At 59.5% G+C, this 17,627-nt stretch carries 11 protein-coding genes; all 11 read left to right on the top strand.

Going from position 1 to position 17,627, the window contains the following annotated elements; translation table 11 throughout:
- Positions 1-1,679 (top strand): hypothetical protein (locus tag HRL41_RS09730; protein ID WP_172136776.1); only part of this gene is annotated, 1,679 nt, incomplete at its 5' end.
- 266 nt (positions 1,680-1,945) lie between these two features.
- Positions 1,946-2,704 (top strand): MarR family winged helix-turn-helix transcriptional regulator, encoded by a 759-nt coding sequence (locus HRL41_RS09725; RefSeq protein ID WP_172136774.1) that lies wholly within the window; start codon positions 1,946-1,948, stop codon positions 2,702-2,704.
- Positions 2,695-4,914 carry an ABC transporter ATP-binding protein gene (locus HRL41_RS09720; RefSeq protein WP_172136772.1) on the top strand — a complete coding sequence of 740 codons (2,220 nt, stop codon included), beginning with the start codon at positions 2,695-2,697 and terminating at the stop codon, positions 4,912-4,914. The genes HRL41_RS09725 and HRL41_RS09720 overlap by 10 nt, the downstream gene beginning before the upstream one ends.
- Before the next feature lie 230 nt (positions 4,915-5,144).
- Positions 5,145-6,938: an ABC transporter ATP-binding protein gene (locus HRL41_RS09715; protein ID WP_253904835.1), complete on the top strand. Its 1,794-nt coding sequence runs from the start codon at positions 5,145-5,147 to the stop codon at positions 6,936-6,938.
- Between the two features lie 112 nt (positions 6,939-7,050).
- Complete coding sequence (locus HRL41_RS09710) at positions 7,051-7,953, top strand: HAD family phosphatase (RefSeq protein WP_253904834.1); 903 nt, start codon at positions 7,051-7,053, stop codon at positions 7,951-7,953.
- Between the two features lie 281 nt (positions 7,954-8,234).
- Positions 8,235-11,273 carry a DEAD/DEAH box helicase family protein gene (locus HRL41_RS09705; protein WP_172136770.1) on the top strand — a complete coding sequence of 1,013 codons (3,039 nt, stop codon included), beginning with the start codon at positions 8,235-8,237 and terminating at the stop codon, positions 11,271-11,273.
- Positions 11,274-12,917 (top strand): class I SAM-dependent DNA methyltransferase, encoded by a 1,644-nt coding sequence (locus HRL41_RS09700; RefSeq protein WP_172136768.1) that lies wholly within the window; start codon positions 11,274-11,276, stop codon positions 12,915-12,917.
- Positions 12,910-14,205 carry a restriction endonuclease subunit S gene (locus tag HRL41_RS09695; protein WP_172136766.1) on the top strand — a complete coding sequence of 432 codons (1,296 nt, stop codon included), beginning with the start codon at positions 12,910-12,912 and terminating at the stop codon, positions 14,203-14,205. Before HRL41_RS09700 ends, HRL41_RS09695 begins: the two co-directional genes overlap by 8 nt.
- A gap of 9 nt (positions 14,206-14,214) precedes the next feature.
- Positions 14,215-15,123 carry an RES family NAD+ phosphorylase gene (locus HRL41_RS09690; protein ID WP_172136764.1) on the top strand — a complete coding sequence of 303 codons (909 nt, stop codon included), beginning with the start codon at positions 14,215-14,217 and terminating at the stop codon, positions 15,121-15,123.
- 67 nt (positions 15,124-15,190) lie between these two features.
- Positions 15,191-16,201 (top strand): DUF2971 domain-containing protein, encoded by a 1,011-nt coding sequence (locus tag HRL41_RS09685; RefSeq protein ID WP_172136763.1) that lies wholly within the window; start codon positions 15,191-15,193, stop codon positions 16,199-16,201.
- Positions 16,202-16,595: 394 nt separating this feature from the next.
- Positions 16,596-17,507, top strand: a complete 912-nt coding sequence (locus HRL41_RS09680) for an ImmA/IrrE family metallo-endopeptidase (protein ID WP_172136761.1) — start codon at positions 16,596-16,598, stop codon at positions 17,505-17,507.
- Positions 17,508-17,627 lie beyond the last annotated feature (120 nt).

Here is a 17,627-nt window from a genome sequence, read left to right as displayed (position 1 = left end):
GCTCCGGCGCGCCGTCGGCCGCCGCGGCGCCGGCGACCGCTTCCGCGGGCGGCGCTGCGGGCGCGGGCCCCTCTGCGCAGGAGACGACGGCCGCCTTCGATAAGTCCGAGGTCGTCTACGCGTCGCTCTCGGCTGAGGGCGCCCCCGAGGCGGCCTACGTGGTGAACCGCTTCGAGGTGAGCGAGCCGGGGCGCATCGTGGACTTCGGCGCGTACGATGCGGTGATGAACTTGAGCAGCCAGGACCAGCTCGAGCACGACGGGGAGGCCGTGGCCTTCGACGCGCCGGCGGGGTCGTTCTTCTACCAGGGGAACCTCGGCGAGGTGGAGCTGCCGTGGAACGTGGCGCTCTCCTACGCGCTCGACGGGCGCACGGTTGACCCGGCCGACCTCGCCGGCGCGAGCGGCAAGCTCGAGGTGCGCCTGACCACGGAGCGCAACTACGCCGCCGACGTGCCCGAGGGCTTCTACGAGAGCTACATGATGCAGATCACGTTCACGCTGGGCGGGGAAGTGGCGCACGACGTGGCCGCCGAGGGCGCCACGCTCGCCCTGTCGGGAGCCGACCGCACGGCCGCGTTCACGGTGCTGCCCGGGCATGACGGCGACTTCACGCTCGCCGCGCAGGTGAGCGACTTCACGATGCCGGGCGTGCAGATCGCGGCCCTGCCGTACACCTCGGTGATCGAGATGCCCGACGCAAGCGGCATGGTCGACGAGATGTCGCAGCTCACGAGCGCCATCAGCCAGCTCTCCGCCGGCACCTCCGAGCTCGCGGGCGGGGTGGGGGCGTTCGCCGGCGGCACCGAGACGCTCGTGGGCACGCTCAACGGGTATTTGGACGAGCTGGGGGGCGTCTCGGCGCAGATCGACGAGACGCTTACGCGCATCGAGGAGTCCGGCCTGATCGAGAGCTTGGACCCCGAGAAGCTCGCCGAGCTCAGCAAGAAGCTCACCGAGCTCGCCGAGAAGATAGAGGAGCTGGTGAAGTCGGGGGACGTCTCGCTTGGGGAGCTCGGGACCTCGATGGACAAGCTCTCGGCGAGCAGCGTCACGCCCGGTGAGCTGAAGGGCCTCGACGCGGCCGTGCGCGCGGGCGGGACCGAGGCCGATGCGGCGGCCCTCGAGAAGCTCAAGCAGGCGTACGAGGCCGCGCAGAAGGCGGTGCGCGAGTGGGAGGACGTCCAAGGCTCGCTCGAGGAGCTCTTGGGCAGCTATGACGAGCTCGCCGCGCGCCTGAGGGAACTCGCCGCGCAGATCGACGCCGTTGCGAGCGCGTTCAACGAGGAGAACGTCGCGAAGGTGAAGGCGGTCGTCGCGCAGATCCGCGCGTTCTCGAAGAGCTACCCGGAGCTCTCGGGCTACCTCGACGCCTACGCCGGGGGCGCGAAGCAGCTGGCGAGCGGGGCTGACGCGCTCGCGGGCGGCATAGGCGCGCTCGACAGCGTGACGGCGGGGCTGCCCGACGTCATGCGCGCCGAGATCGAGCGCATGATGGCCGACTACGAGTTCCCCCCGTTCGAGCCGACCTCGTTCACCTCCGACCGAAACGAGCACACGTCCGAGGTGCAGTTCGTGCTCACCACCGCCGCCATCGAGAAGCCCGCCGAGGAGCCGGTGGTCGAGGAAGCCCCCGAGCCCACCCTCCTCGACCGCCTCTGGGCGCTCTTCCAGGGGTAGGGCGCGCCGAAGCGGCAGGCGAAGGTGGCGAAGAGGGCCTGCGTGCGCTCACGCGTGCGGGCCTCGAGGGCGGGGTGCTCGCGCGCGGGCTCCAGGGGCGTGCGCTCGCGCGTGCGGGCCCCTGGGGTGTGGCACGCGCGCTCTCGCGGCGAGATGTGTGCCCTTCGCAGGCTTTGTGGGGAGCTTTGCCCGAGGGGTTGCAAAGTCGCGGTGCTTTCATTATTTTAGGTTCTAAACAAATTCGAACCTAAACAGAAAGGGCAGCGATGAACGAGCAAACCTCTGCGGGTGCGTGCGGCTGCGTGGGCGAGGGCGCGCCTGGAGCGCCGGGGGCCCTGGCTTCCGCGACTGTCGGCAACCCCGAGAGCGCGCAGGTCTTCGACGCGCTCCGCGACGAGTTCTTCGATCTCGCGCGTCTCATCCGCAAGAACCGCCTCATGCCCATCATGTCCGTCGACGGCGTCACGCCGACCGAGGCGCGCGCCGTGCGCATGGTCATGGCGGCGAAGAGGAGGTCGAGCGAGAAGCCGGTGCGACCCAGCTGTGTGGCGGCGCTCCTGCACGTGACGCCGTCGGCCTTCTCCCAGGTGCTCAAGAGCCTCGAGGGGAAGGGCCTCGTGGAGCGCGAGCGCGGCGGCGACGACTTCCGCGCGGTGGACATCAACCTGACGCCCGCGGGCCTGCGCCTGGCGCGCGAGGTGGACGCCGTGGCCACGTCGCAGGCTCGCGCGCTCATCGACTACGTGGGCGAGGAGAACTTCCGCGCCCTGCTGCGGACGATGCGCCTCATCGTGGAGTTCCAGGCCCAGCTGCACGACGGCGCCGCCGCAGGCGCTGCGGCGGTCACTGACGCCGATGCGGGCGCGGGCAACGCCTCGCAGCCGGAAGGCGCTGACGCGGGCGCAGGCAACCCCTCGCAGCCGGAAGGCGCGGTCGCTGACGCGCACGCGGACGCGTGCGAGCGCGCCGCCGTCGCGGATGACGCCCCTGCGCCCCGTGGGGGCGGTGAGGTCCCGTGCGCATAGCCCGCTACCTCCTCGAGCACAAGCTGGCCCTGCTCGTGGTGACCGTGCTGCTCATCGGCCAGGCCGCCGCCGACCTGTCGCTGCCGCGGCTGACCTCCGACATCGTTGACGTGGGCATCCAGCAGCAGGGCGTGGAGCACGTCGCCGCCGACGAGCTGACCGAGCGCACCTTCGAGCTCGCCTGCATGATGTCGCCTGAGGGCGACGAGGAGCTGCTGCGCAGCTCGTACGACGCCGCCGAGGGCGCGTGGCGCATGAACGATGCGGGGCGGGAGCGCATCGAGGAGCTTGACTCCCTGCTCACGCTGCCGCTCATCGCCGCGCACGGCGCGCAGGGGCTCTCGGATGAGGTTGACCTCGACCAGCTGCTCGCCGCCTACCAGGCGGGCCAGCTGCCGAAGTCCGAGGTCCTCTCCGCCGTCGAGGCGGCGCGCGCGGCGATGGCTGACGTCGAGGAGTCGATCATCGAGCAGCAGGGCATCGCCGCGGCGCGCGCCGAGTACGAAGCGCTCGGCTACGACTTGTCCGGCATGCAGATGGGCTACCTCCTGCGCACGGGCGCGGCCATGCTGGGGCTGGCAGCGGCAGGCGCCGCGCTCGCCGTGCTGGTGGGCCTCGTGGCGTCGCGCACGGGCGCGGCCATCGGGCGCGACCTGCGCGAGCGCCTGTTCACGCGCGTCATGGAGTTCTCCGAGGGCGACATCGGCCGGTTCTCGGCCGCCTCGCTCATCACGCGCGGCACCAACGACATCCAGCTCATCCAGATGGTGTCGATCATGCTCATGCGCATGGTGCTCTACTCGCCCATCCTCGCCGCGGGCGGCATCGTCATGGTCATGTCCACCAACGCCTCCATGGGCTGGGTCATCGTGGTGGCCATCGTCGCGGTGTTCGCGGTGATCGCGGTGCTGTTCAAGGTGGTCATGCCGAAGTTCCGCATCATGCAGTCCCTCATCGACCGCGTGAACCTGGTGGCGCGCGAGATGCTCACGGGCCTGCCCGTGGTGCGCGCGTTCGACCGCGAGGACTTCGAGGAGGAGCGCTTCGACGCGGCCTCCACCCACCTCATGAAGACCCAGCTGTTCACCAACCGCGCCATGACCTTCATGATGCCGGCGCTCATGCTCATCATGAACGTCACCTCGGTCGGCATCGTGTGGATAGGCGGCCTCTACGTCGACTCCGGCGTCATCCAGACGGGCGACCTCATCGCGTTCATCACCTACTCCATGGTCATCATCATGAGCTTCCTCATGATCGGCATGATCTCGATCATGCTGCCGCGCGCTGACGTGGCGGCGAGCCGCATCAACGAGGTGCTCGCGACGGCGCCCTCCGTCACCGATCCGGCGTCGCCGACGGCGGCAGCGGGCGAACCGGCGGGAGAACTGGCGGACGCCTCGGGGGCGCCTGCCGCGGAACCCGTGCCGGACGCCCCATGTCCGCGCGGCGCCCAGATCGTCTTCGACGACGTGTCCTTCCGCTACGACGACACGAGCGAGTACGTGCTCGAGCACGTGAGCTTCACGGCCGAGCCGGGCAGCACGCTCGCCGTCATCGGATCGACGGGGTCGGGCAAGTCCACCGTGTGCAAGCTCATCGAGCGCTTCTACGACGTGAGCGCGGGCGCCGTGCGCGTCGACGGCGTCGACGTGCGCGCAATGGCTCAGTCCGACCTGCGCGGGCAAATAGGGTACGTGCCGCAGAAGGCGTTCCTGTTCACGGGCACGGTGGAGTCGAACGTGGCCTACGCCGACGAGGGCATGACGGCGTCCCGCGTGGGCGAGGCCCTCGCGGTGGCGCAGGCGGCCGGCTTCGTGGCCGAGAAGGCCGGCGGCCTGGACGCGCCCATATCGCAGGGCGGCACCAACGTCTCGGGCGGCCAGCGGCAGCGCCTGTGCATCGCGCGGGCGCTGGCGGCTGACGCGCGGGTGCTCTTGTTCGACGACTCGTTCTCGGCGCTCGACTACAAGACCGACGCCGACCTGCGCGCCGCGCTCGACGCCCGCGCCGGCGGCGTGACGCGCGTGATCGTGGCGCAGCGCATATCCACCATACAGGGAGCCGACTGCATCGTGGTGCTCGACGAGGGCCGCGTGGCGGGCAAGGGGACGCACGAGGAGCTCATGCGGGACTGTGAGGAGTACCGCGCCATCGCGCTGTCGCAGCTCTCGGAGGAGGAGCTCGGGATGGGAGGTGATGCTGCATGAGGGGCAAGGTCAGAGAACCCGAGGCCGTGAAGGCCGCCCGCGCCGTCATGGGCGCCCAGGCGCTCGGCGCGCAGGACGTCGCCGACATGCCGGCGGCCCACGACGCGATGACGCCCGAGGAGCGCGCCGCCACGCGCCGAGCGCGGGCCGAGGCCGTGAGGCAGCAGGCCTACGCCTCCTCAGGCAAGAAGGGCGCCCCGCGGCGCCGCCCGCACGGCCACGGCGCGCGCATGCCCGGCGAGAAGCCCCGCGACTTCAAGGGCACCATGCGCAAGATGCTCGCCTTCATGGGGCAGTTCAAGGTGCACCTCGTGGTGATCTTCGCGTTCGCCGTCGGCTCGACCGTCTTCAACATCGTGGGGCCCAAGGTGCTCTCCGAGGCCACCACCGCGCTCTTCGAGGGCCTGGTGGCGAAGGTGTCGGGCACGGGCGGCATCGACTACGAGCTCGTCGCGCGCATCCTGCTCACCACGCTGGGGCTCTACGCGCTGTCGGCGGCGTGCTCGTGGGTGCAGGGCTGGGTCATGGCGTACGTCTCCCAGCAGACGTGCTACCGCCTGCGCGGCGCCATCGCGCGCAAGATCGACCAGATGCCCTTCAGCTACTTCGACAAGAACTCGACAGGAGACGTGCTCTCGCGCGTCACCAACGACGTGGACACGCTCGGGCAGAGCCTGAACCAGGGCGTCACCCAGCTCATCACGTCGGTGACCACCATCGTGGGCGTGCTCGTCATGATGCTGTCGATCAACGGGGCCATGACGCTCGTGGCGCTGCTCGTCGTGCCGGTGTCCATCGTGCTGGTCATGGTGGTGGTGAAGCGCTCGCAGAGGCACTTCTTCGCGCAGCAGGCGCTGCTCGGCCAGATCAACGGCCAGGTGGAGGAGACCTTCTCCGGGCACGCCGTGGTGAAGGCGTTCCGCCGCGAGGACGAGGTCGTGCGCGCCTACCGCGCCACCAACGAGCGGCTCTACGAGGCGGGCTGGAAGTCGCAGTTCCTCTCCGGCCTCATGCAGCCCGTGATGAACTTCGTGGGCAACCTGGGGTACGTGGCCGTGGCCATCTTCGGCGCCCTGCTGGCCGCGCGCGGCACCATCACCGTCGGCGACATCCAGGCGTTCATCCAGTACGTGAAGAACTTCACGCAGCCCATCACGCAGCTCGCGCAGGTGTCCAACGTGCTCCAGCAGATGGCCGCGGCTGCCGAGCGCATCTTCCAGTTCCTCGACGAGCCCGAGCAGGACGCCGAGCGTGCGACGGCGCGCACCGACGACGTGGCGTGTGACGTGGAGTTCGACCACGTGAGCTTCGGCTACCGCGCCGGCGAGCCGGTCATCAACGACTTCTCCGCGCGCGTGGAGGAGGGCCAGACGGTGGCCATCGTGGGGCCGACGGGCGCGGGCAAGACCACCATGGTGAAGCTGCTCATGCGCTTCTACGAGGTTGACGGCGGCGCCATCCGCATCGGCGGGGTGGACGTGCGCGACTTCGCGCGGGCCGACGTGCGCGGGATGTTCGCCATGGTGCTGCAGGACACGTGGCTGTTCAGCGGCACGATCGCCGAGAACATCGCCTACGGCAAGCTCGACGCCACGCGCGAGGAGATCGAGGCGGCGGCGCGCGGGGCGTGCGCGCACCACTTCATCACCACGCTGCCGGGCGGGTACGACTTCGTGATCAACGAGGACGCCTCCAACGTCAGCCAGGGCCAGCGGCAGCTGCTCACCATCGCGCGCGCCCTTCTGGCGAACCGGCGCATGCTGATCTTGGACGAGGCCACCAGCTCGGTTGACACGCGCACCGAGGAGCGCATCCAGCAGGCGATGGACAACCTCATGGCGGGGCGCACGTCGTTCGTGATCGCGCACCGGCTCTCCACCATCAGGAGCGCCGACCTCATCCTGGTGATGGATCATGGAGACATTGTCGAGCAGGGCACGCACGCCGAGCTTTTGGCCCTTGGAGGTTTCTATGCCGAGCTGTATAATTCACAGTTCGTAGACTGCATCGACGAGGTCGACTGAAGGCGCGGCGCGTCACGTTGCGCCGCAGGGCGTGGCACGCGCGGGGGCGCGCGCCACGCTGCGCGAGAAGCCGCAGGTCGACCCTGAGCCATAGAGAGACGCAACCTTGATCATGCCGCATATGGAAGACGACTACGTGCTGGTTCCCTGCGAGGGCGCCTCGGATCCCCGGGAGCTTCCCGAGGGCGTGGTGCGCGTGACGCCCGGGGCGCTCGGCGCCGCGCGGCTGATGCCGGGCGCTGGGGAGGGCGCCGCGGATGCGAGTGCAGGAGCGGGCGCCGCGGCCGCCCCTGGTCCCGCAGCTGCTTCTGATGCCGCGGCCACCCCCGGCTCCGCGGGCGCGGACGGCAAGGTGCGCATCGCGGTGTTCGACTTCGACGGCACGACGCTCACGGGCAACTCGCCCGTCATGCTCGTGAGCCACCTGGCGCGCGAGGGCAAGCTCGCCCCGTCGGTGATCGCGCGCATCCTCGTGTGGGGCGGCGCGTACAAGGCGCGCCTGCCCCAGAACGAGAGCTGGGTGCGCGGGCTGGTGTTCTCGGCGTTTCACGGCAAGCCCGTGGCGCAGGTGAACGAGTACCTGCGCGCGTTCTACCGCCGCAAGGTGTCGCCGCGCGTGCGCGCGGAGGCGGTGCGCGCCATGCGGGCGCACCTCGACGCGGGGCACGTGGTGGTGTGCGTCTCGGCGACGTTCGAGCCCATCATCGCGGCGGCCATGCTCGAGCACCCCATCCAGTACGCGATCGCCACGCGCATGAGGGTCGACGCGTACGGCTGCTACACCACGCAGGTGGAGGGGCTGCCCGTGGAGGGGGAGGAGAAGGTGGCCGCCCTCGCGCGGTTCGCCGACGAGCGCTTCGGCGCGGGGAGCTGGGAGGTCGGCTGGGCCTACGGGGACCACCACTCCGACCGCGCGCTGCTCGCCAGCGCCCGGGAGGGCCACGCCGTGACCCCCGACCGCCCCCTCAAGAGAACCGCCCAAGAGCGAGGTTACGAGATCCTCGACTGGGAGTAAATCAAGGGACAAAACGCCATAACCCACGAACCTGGTATCCAGCTAGAGGCAGCCCCGAGGGCCGTGTATGCCCTTGGGCTTCTTGTGTTGTCCGAAACGGAAAACGTCACCTCTCGATTCTCTGCTTGGCGAAAGCTCTCATAGTGGCTGACAGCTAATGATGCGAGAATTCGACATAGTATAATGTTTGCGAGTGTGTTGCGTTGCCGCCATCCATGGGGGAAGCGACTTTCAGCGCATGGGCAAATGAGCCTGGTAGACGAATTGAAGAAGGGCGCTTGATGGGAAGGCCGGAAGACAAATACGTAAAGATCCCCGCTCTTGTTCATGCGACAAGAATCGGCTATACCTATAAGTCCATTCGCGGGATTCAAGAGCAGGTCGACTATGACCCAGATACGAACGTCTTCTTCGCGTCGTTTCGCAAGGGATTGCAGAGGGTCAACGGCAAATCTGTTAGCGAAGCTGAAGCAAAAGAGCTTGCGCGGCAATTGCGGCTAAGCTTGAGCGCAAGCGACCTCGGGCGTGACTTCTTCAACAAGATTCAGGCTGGCGTAGACGGATACAGGCTCATAGACTTCGATAACCCTACAATCAATGTGTTCGAGGTGGTTACCGAGCTTACCTATGCAAACGGAGAAAACGAGTTCAGGCCGGATATCACGTTCCTTGTGAACGGCATGCCCCTCTTCTTCATGGAGGCGAAGCGGCAGAACAACAAGGATGGCATCATCGCCGAGCGCGAGCGCATGCACAAGCGCTTCGAGAATGAAGTTTACCAGCGTTTCGTGAACATCACGCAGGTGATGGCGTTTTCGAACAATCAGGAATATGATGACAACGACAGGCAGCCTATCCAGGGTTCGTACTATGCGAGCAGCGCCTACGGAAAGCTGATGTTCAACCATTTCCGCGAAGAGGACGAGGCGGGCATGCTTGCGTTGGTTCGGGATCGTGACGAGGCCACCGAGAGGTTCATCGTCGAGGACAACAACCTCGCCAGCTATTACGGAACGCCCGAATATGAGCTGTCCGTTGAGCCTACTACTCCTGCGAATCGCATCATCACGTCGCTCTTCAGCCCTGAGCGTGCGCTGTTTCTTTTGCGGTACGGCATCTGCTACGTGGAGAAGGCTGATGAGGGAGGAGTGAAGCATCTTCAGAAGCATGTCATGCGCTATCCGCAGCTGTTCGCCACCAAAGCGGTTGACAGGGTTTTGTCTGAGGGCAGGAAGAAAGGCGTCATTTGGCATACGCAAGGTAGCGGCAAAACCGCGCTCTCGTTCTTCTTGTCGCGCTATCTTCGCGACTGGTATCAGGGCAGAAGCCAAGTGGCAAGGTTTTTCTTCATTGTCGATCGGCTTGATTTGGCGGAGCAGGCCAAGAACGAGTTCGAGAGCCGTGGCGCTTACGTGAACATGGTGAATGGTCGAGAGGATTTCAAGAGAACCTTGATTGACCCGTCTATCGGATCGGGCGGCGTGGACGAAGGCGCGCCGCCAGCGATCACGGTGGTTAACATCCAGAAGTTCGGAGACGATGCATCGGCCGCGAAGTTCGACTACAACCTTGAAGTGCAGCGCGTTTACTTCATTGACGAGGCGCATAGGGATTACAAGCAGAACGGCGCGTTCCTGTCGAACCTCATATCCTCTGATCGCGATGCCGTGAAGATTGCGCTTACGGGTACGCCGCTTGTGGACGGACGTAAGGGGAACGCCACCAAGCAGGTGTTCGGCGACTACATTCACAAATACTTCTACAACCAATCCATTGCAGACGGCTACACATTGAAGCTCCTGCGCGAAGATGTGCAGACTGAGTTCAGGTTGAAGATGCGGGAAGTGGTGCGCGATCTGCAGGAGATAGACAAGCTGGTGAAGCTCGATGACGTTTTCAAGCATGACAGCTACGTAGGTCCGCTTGCCGACTATATGGTGGAAGACTACATGAGAAGTCAGATAGAGCTGAACGACAGCTCAATTGGCGCCATGATAGTCGCGCGGTCTTCTGAACAGGCGAGGAAGATTTACAGGCGCATAAGCGAAATGGACCAGGACGTTTCCGTAGAGCTCATCCTTCATGACGAGGGCACGAAGGAGAGCCGTAGGGCTATCACTGACAACTTTCGCAAAGACGACAGCACCATAGACATCCTGGTCGTGTTCAACATGCTGCTCACGGGGTTCGACGCCCATAGGCTGAAGAAGCTCTACCTGTGCCGTCCCATCAAGGCGCACAACCTGCTTCAGGCGTTGACTCGCGTGAACAGACCTTACAAGGACATGGCGAATGGCTTCGTCGTGGACTTCGCCGACATCACGGAGGAATACGACAAGACGAACCGCGCTTACTTGCGCGAGCTGACCGAGGAGCTGGGCGACGCCACGCAGGAGTACTCGAGTCTGTTTGAAGACCCGAAAGTGGTAGAGGCGGACCTTGCGAGGATCAAAGACGCCTTGTTCAGCTACACGACGAACAACGTGGTGGAGTTTCAGCGTGAGATTGGCGCCATTGACGACAAGGCGGCGCTGTATGAGCTGAGGGCTGCGCTTTTGCGTTACAAGGACTTGCGCAACGTTGCCAGCATGTATGGTTACGATGAGCTGCGAGAGCATTTCAATGTGGACAAGGCCCAGGAGCTTCTGCGCGAAGTGGAGCTGCGCATACAGACCATCAACAACAAAGAGGCGCTTGCGCTGAGCGACATGTCAACGGGCGCGATGAACCTGCTGCTTAGCCAGGTGGAGTTCAATTTCCGAAGGCTTGGCAGGGAAGAGCTGCATATAGGTGATGAGTTCCAAGATAAGCTGAAGCGCACCTATGGGGCTTTCGCAAGCAACATAGATCCGAGCGATCCGGAGTATGTGAACCTATTGGAGGAGCTGAGAAGCAAGTTCAAAAAGCTTAACATCGAAGAGATGGACAGCGCAGATATCGTGAGGAACATGGAAGAGCTCGACCGCATGCGGGAGCTCGTAGACAAGATTAACCGTGAGAACGCTGCTCTCGTGAAGAAGTATGACGGCGACGAGAAGTATGCGCGTGCCCATAAGCGGGCCATGAGGACGCCGCCGCCCTTGACGACGAGCCCGAGCGAGATGTCTGCCATTCTGAGGCGCGTGAAAGACGAGGTTGATGGGATGGTGCTCTCGAACAGCGGAATCGTAGGCAACAAGTCCTACTTACAAAGAGGCATAGGCCGGATTCTCGTGGAGAGTTGCAAGGCGGGTTCTGTGGAGTGCAGTGCGGCCCAGATCACGGGGCTGGCAAGCTACATTGCGAGCGAGTATGTTGAAGAGAGGGGCAAGGCAGCGTAAATGGACAATGCTACCAACCTGCCCGGCACGGCAGTGCTGGCTGATACCAAGGCGATGATAGACGGGCTGAAGTCGGTCTGCGCGAGCGCGGGTCTTGCCAACGATAGCTCCGAGTACAAGATCATCACCGAGGCATTCTTGTACAAGTACCTGAATGACAAGTTCTTGTATGAGCTGAAGAAGCTTGACGAGTTCAAGGGCGCGGGCGACATTGAGGCAAGGTTCGCGGCGATGGGCGATGACGAGCGCGAGATGCTCAAGATCGAGCTCGACGCCGATACGGCGTACCTACGCCCCGAGTATCTCATCCCCTCGCTGTTCAACAGGCAGGACATGTCTGGCTTCGCCAAAGAGTTCGATGATGCTTTGGTAGGCATTGCTGCCGATAACGTGGACATATTCTCGGTGCGCACAGGGCAGGGGCAGGCAATTAACCTGTTCAGCGGCGTGACGCGCTTCATAGTTGAAGAAGGCAAGCGCGACAGCTTCGCCAAGCAGTTGGTAAACAAGCTCGCTGCGTTCTCGTTTGAGCGGGCGTTCGATGAGAAGTACGACTTCTTTGCTGCCGTCTTCGAATACTTGATAAGCGACTACAACAAGGATTCCGGCACTTACGGCGAGTACTTCACGCCGCATTCCATCGCGACGATCATCGCGCGCATTCTTGTTCCTGATGGGGCAAGCGATGTGACGGTGTATGATCCAGCGGCGGGGACAGGCACGCTGGTGCTTGCGGCAGCTCACAGGATCGGCGAAGACAACTGCACCATTTACACCCAGGATAGAAGCCAAAAGGCGAACGAGTTCATGCGGTTGAACTTGATCCTGAACAACCTGACCCATTCACTGCCGAATGTGATCCATGACGATACGCTTGAGAATCCTCGCCATTTGGAGAAGGGCGGCAAGGCGCTCAAGAGATTCGATTATATAGTGAGCAATCCGCCCTTCAAGGCAGATTTCTCCGATACGCGCGACAAGCTGGCGGGCGCAGCGTACCGTAAGAGATTCTGGGCGGGAGTCCCCAACATCACGAGCAAGCCCGAGAAGATGGAAATCTATCTGATGTTCCTCCAGCACATCGTGGCTTCCATGAAGCAAGGCGGGCATGCTGCCGTGGTTGTGCCGACGGGCTTTCTAACTGCGAAAGGGAGGATTCCGCTCGGGATTCGCAAACGCATGGTGGATGATGGGTTGCTGCGCGGCGTGGTGAGCATGCCGTCGAACATCTTTGCCAACACCGGAACGAATGTGAGCATCGTCTTCTTGGACGGATCGGCTGAGCATGACAACGCGATTTTGATGGACGCCTCTAAGCTGGGAACGAAGAAGAAGCTCGACAGCAAGAACCAGCGCACGTTCTTGTCGGATGCGGAGATCGATCGCATAGTCGGCGCCTTCAATGCTGGTGAAGAGCAGGAGGACTTCAGCGTTGTTGCCAGCTATGGGGACATAGAAGCGAAGGGCTATTCGTTTAGCGCCGGACAGTACTTTGAAGTGAAGATCGACTACGTTGATATCACACCCGAAGAGTTCGATGCTGAACTTGCAAGGCGCATGAATAACCTAGCAGAGCTATTTGCCGAGGAAAACCGTCTTCAAGCAGAGATCGAAGCGCAACTGAAGAAGGTGCGCCTTGGATAACTGGAATGAAGTAGTATTAGAGAGTATTTGCAATAATAATAAGAAAGCAATTATTTCGGGCCCTTTTGGGTCGAATATATCCAGTAAGTTCTTTACGGAAGAAGGAATTCCTGTCATACGGGGAAATAACCTGTCTTTGGGCGATTCGGAATTTATTGATGATGGATTTGTTTTCATAACTGAGGAGAAAGCAAAAAAGCTAGACTGTTGGGCGGTAGAAAATGATCTGGTTTTTACATCTGCTGGAACTTTAGGACAAGTAGGTATAATTCCGCACGAAAGCAACTATCCAGCCTATGTAATATCAAATAAGCAATTGCGTGCAAGAGTGGATGATAGCATCGTTCTTCCAAAGTATGCATATTATTGGTTTTCCACGAAATGGATGATTTCTTACTTTGCGCGAAATGATATTGGTAGTACTGTTCCGCTTTTGACCTTATCTGAACTAAAACGCGCTCCTATACGGTATCCAGTCAATCTGGGAGATCAATTCAAGATCGTCCAGTTAATTGATACCATAAACGACAAGATTGCCACCAATAAAAAACTCATTGAAGAACTGGAAGAAACCGCGCGGCTGATCCACGATTACTGGTTCACGCAGTTCGACTTTCCCGACGAGAACGGCAAACCCTACTGTTCGAGCGGCGGCAAGATGGTCTGGAGCGAAGACCTAAAACGCGAAATCCCAGATGACTGGGAAGTCGGTGTTATCTCGGATTTAGGCGAAATTGTTTCAGGTGCTACTCCGTCTACGAAAAATAGTGATTACTATACTGATCATGGGATAGCCTGGATTACTCCTAAAGACTTGTCCGAATCGGGCGGCAAAGCGTTTGTTTCGCATGGTGAAAGAGACATAACGCAAGCTGGCTATGACTCGTGTTCTGCAAAGATGATGCCTCCTGGTTCTGTCGTAATGAGCTCGCGAGCTCCAATAGGTTATTTGGCAATAGCAAGTGAGCAGTGCTGCACGAACCAAGGTTGTAAGTCCTTTGTTGCAAATAAGGGGTATAGTCCGTTGTATATTTATTTAACCTTGTCTAGGTTTATGCCTGTTATTGAGTCATGGGGCGCAGGAACAACTTTCTCTGAGGTATCTAAAGATTCATTGGCTGACGTGAAGGTCGTTCTGCCTCCAAAGAGACTTGTTGAGGAGTTTGAAGCATCAGCAAAGTCTTTGTTCCATCAGATATATGTCTCGGAAAAGCAAATTGATGATTTGAGTGCTGCGCGAAACTGGCTGCTTCCGCTGCTTATGAATGGGCAGCTTGTGGTCGAATAGGATACAGCAATGGTCAATGAGTGTAGCGACGATGGTTTTACGCAGAAGTCCATCGACGCTTTCAGCGAAGCGCTGACAACTGGGGATGAGTGTTCGATTAGGCAAGCTAAACATGAGCTCCTGACTGACACCATCAGCTTACTGGGCATCGTGGTCAACTACATCGCACTTGAGCAATGCGGCGTTGCTTTCGATTTCGGGGTAAGCCGTATCCTCAAAGGCACTCGTCTCTATCGCATACGTAGCTATAGCCCAGATATCAACTACGATGACCCATCTGAATGGGGGCCTAACCCCAAGCGGACTCAAGGGCGGGCAAACCGTGAAAAGCAAGAGGCACTTTACCTCGGTAGCACTGAAGCCGTTTGCCTGCTGGAGACTCATACGGGTGTCGGGCGACGATATGCGCTGGGCACGTATGAATGTGTCGACGATATCTTTGTTGGCGGATTCCTGCGGTTCGACGAGGCAAACGAGCTGCATAACATTGCCGGAATGGCGCTGAACGCCTTCCTTATTGCGCCTTCTCGTGGTGAACGAAACACGGATTTGTTCGAATTCCTCGATGGGTATTATGGCAAGATCACGCTTGATGACCTGTGCGGGCTCTCATACATAACGGGAAAAGGTGGCTTGGAGTTGCCGTTCAGGTTCGGTGTGCTCAACCAGCGCAACCAACTGTACGAGATGACGAACGCATTGTGTGACATCCTTGCCAAGAGAACACCGGAAGGTATCAGATACAGCTCTTGCTACTTTCCCATGGAAGCGCCTGGGATAGCGTGTACGGACTTCAACCTCGCGCTTTACAGAGGCGGCGTGGATAAGCTCAGATTTTTAGGCTATGAGATCAAGACAAACGAAAACCCAATGACGGCGGTGGATGTAGCTAGACGCCTGATTGAGAGTGCCAGTTAGGAAGTACTGTTTTCTGGAACTCTTCTTCACGATTTGAAATTAGCAGTAAAGAACAGGGGTAGGCATAGTGAACGCTGAAGAGCGAGAGAAATTCTGGGATGTACTTAAGAATCTTCATGATAACAAAGAGGAGAGCACTCGCTTATTAATGAACGTTTCGCCGTGGCCTAAGACACTATGCAGGTTTAGGTCTGTTAACGAACGCACTCTCCAGAACTTAAATGAAAACAAGCTGTTCTTTTCGTCTGCGGATCATTATGATGACCCATTCGATACCTATTTCTATATAAATGTTGGTCAAATGATTCCGATTTACGAAGAGATACGAAGAGGTCTTCTTGATGGAGATAAAAGTACTGCAGATATGCTACGTTCGATAGTTCAATTCGCAGGACAAGACCCGGAAAAGTTTATCGATACGCTACTCAATACCCCGCTGGTTTTTTCAAGGCTAGAAGAGCAGTTAAGGATGGTGCGCAATTCTATTCAGCGCAGATTGTTTTCAATCTGCTTTTCTGAAGATCCGTACAATGAGACGCTTTGGTTAAAGTATGCCGAAAACTACAGTGGCTTCGTATTGATATATGACCTCAGTAATCCAGGTACTTTTCTGTGCGGGAAAGAGGAAGCCTGCCTGAATTGTCTTTTAGCAAGAGAGCGCCCAAACATTTACCCGGTTCATTACTCGGATGAAAAATACGACGCAACCAAATATGCAGTCGGAGTTTTGTTAATGAACAGAATTGCCATGCAGAACAATATGGATTATAAGCCTCTTTATAATCTCATGCAGAATTCTCTCATGTGGGAGGCCGAACGCATTTCTCTGACCAAGAAGAAATGTCATGAGAATGATCAGGAATGGAGAATGATTCGTCCGGCAATCAGCGAGCAGCAGTCATGCGTAAAGATGAAGCCAACTACAGTGATAATTGGACTAAAAACCCCAGAATACGAAAGCAGACTTATTGTCTCTGCTGCAGTAAATGCAGGGATAAAGGACATACGTAGGCTGCGCATCAATAGTTCTGACGAGTTAGATAGTGCTCCGATACCGGAGGGGTTGTATCATATCTGAGATTGTTGGGATTTGATTAAACCAGTCTATATTTCTCTAGATTGAGGTCGACTACGCGATTGGTGAGAGCTAGCTTGAGGGCGAAAGTGTGTCCGATGCCGCTGCGGGCGAAGTGACCTATGTGTTGAGCATCAATACAAGGAAGCTCCATCATCCAGACTGCGTGTCGGTGGACGAGACAAAGAGCACGAATCGTGAGAACAGCGACCTTGAGCGTGGTGAGGTAGTGAAACTGGGATATGAACCTTGCAGGGCTTGCTATCCGTAGGATATTGGGGTGATCCGAGAGTAAGTCTTGGACATACGATTTGCCTATTCCTCCTGGCTGGTCGTTTCGAAGCCAAATGAACGTGGGATAATGAGCTGTCAAACGAGTTAGGGGGAGGAGGGGAGCATGGCAATTCAACCAAATGCTGCGGCGATGAATTGGGCAATCGAGAGAAGCGGCCTAGACCGCGATAGCCTTGTCAAGAAGTGGCCTAAGCTTGAGCAGTGGATCGACGGAAGCCGCAGTCCGACGATAAAGCAGATCAGAGACTTCGCAGATACCGTGCATATCAATGTGTCCTCCTTGTTTTCCGATACCCTCCCGGACCTTGGATTGCAGATCGCTGATTTTAGGACAGTCGATGATCGCGGAGCGGCATATCCGACTCCTGAGCTATACGATACGATCAACCTCATGATGCGTCGCCAGCAATGGATGCATGATTATTTCTCCCATGAGCGCTATTCCGCTGTGGATTACGCAGGCTCCTTCGCTGATAAGCCTATAAATCATGAAACAGCGGAACATCTTGCAGGATGCTTGCATGAATTGCTGGGGCTGGCAGACAACTGGGCTGAAGGGTGCAAAACGGTAGGCGATGCCTTCAAGGCCCTAAAGGAAAGCATTGAGCGAGTTGGCATCTCCGTCGTTGTGAATGGCGTAGTGAACGACAACACGCACAGAACATTGAAGGTTGATGAGTTTCGAGGATTTGTCTTGTCCGACACTGTAGCTCCCTTGATCTTCATAAACGGCAGAGACGCCAAAACGGCGCAGATGTTCACGCTTGTCCACGAGTTAGCTCACTTGGCTTACTCCCAGACGGGTGTCAGCAATCCGTCTGATGAGCTGGATGGAAAAGGCAGTGACATGGAGAAGTTCTGCAACAGGGTGGCTGCAGATTTCTTGGTTCCAACTGCCTTGTTGCTGCAGAAGTGGGAGCACGCAAGCATCGGTGCCTACGAGAAGACAGAACGAATCGCGCGACAGCTAAAAGTCAATTTCGTTGTGGTTGCCCGCAAGGCGAGGGATGAGTAATAAACGCTCGCGGTACCGCCAATCAACTGACTTGGTACCGTGGTCAACGATTTTTGGTACCGCGAGTAAACGTGCGTGGTACCGCTATCCAGCCTGCTTCTTCTTGGCGAAGTACTCGCG

The organism is Adlercreutzia sp. ZJ473 (genome assembly GCF_013185065.1).
Taxonomy (GTDB): Bacteria; Actinomycetota; Coriobacteriia; order Coriobacteriales; family Eggerthellaceae; genus CAAEEV01.
The sequence above is the reverse complement of the archived record's forward strand: the minus strand, read 5'-3'. Positions and strand labels throughout refer to the sequence as shown.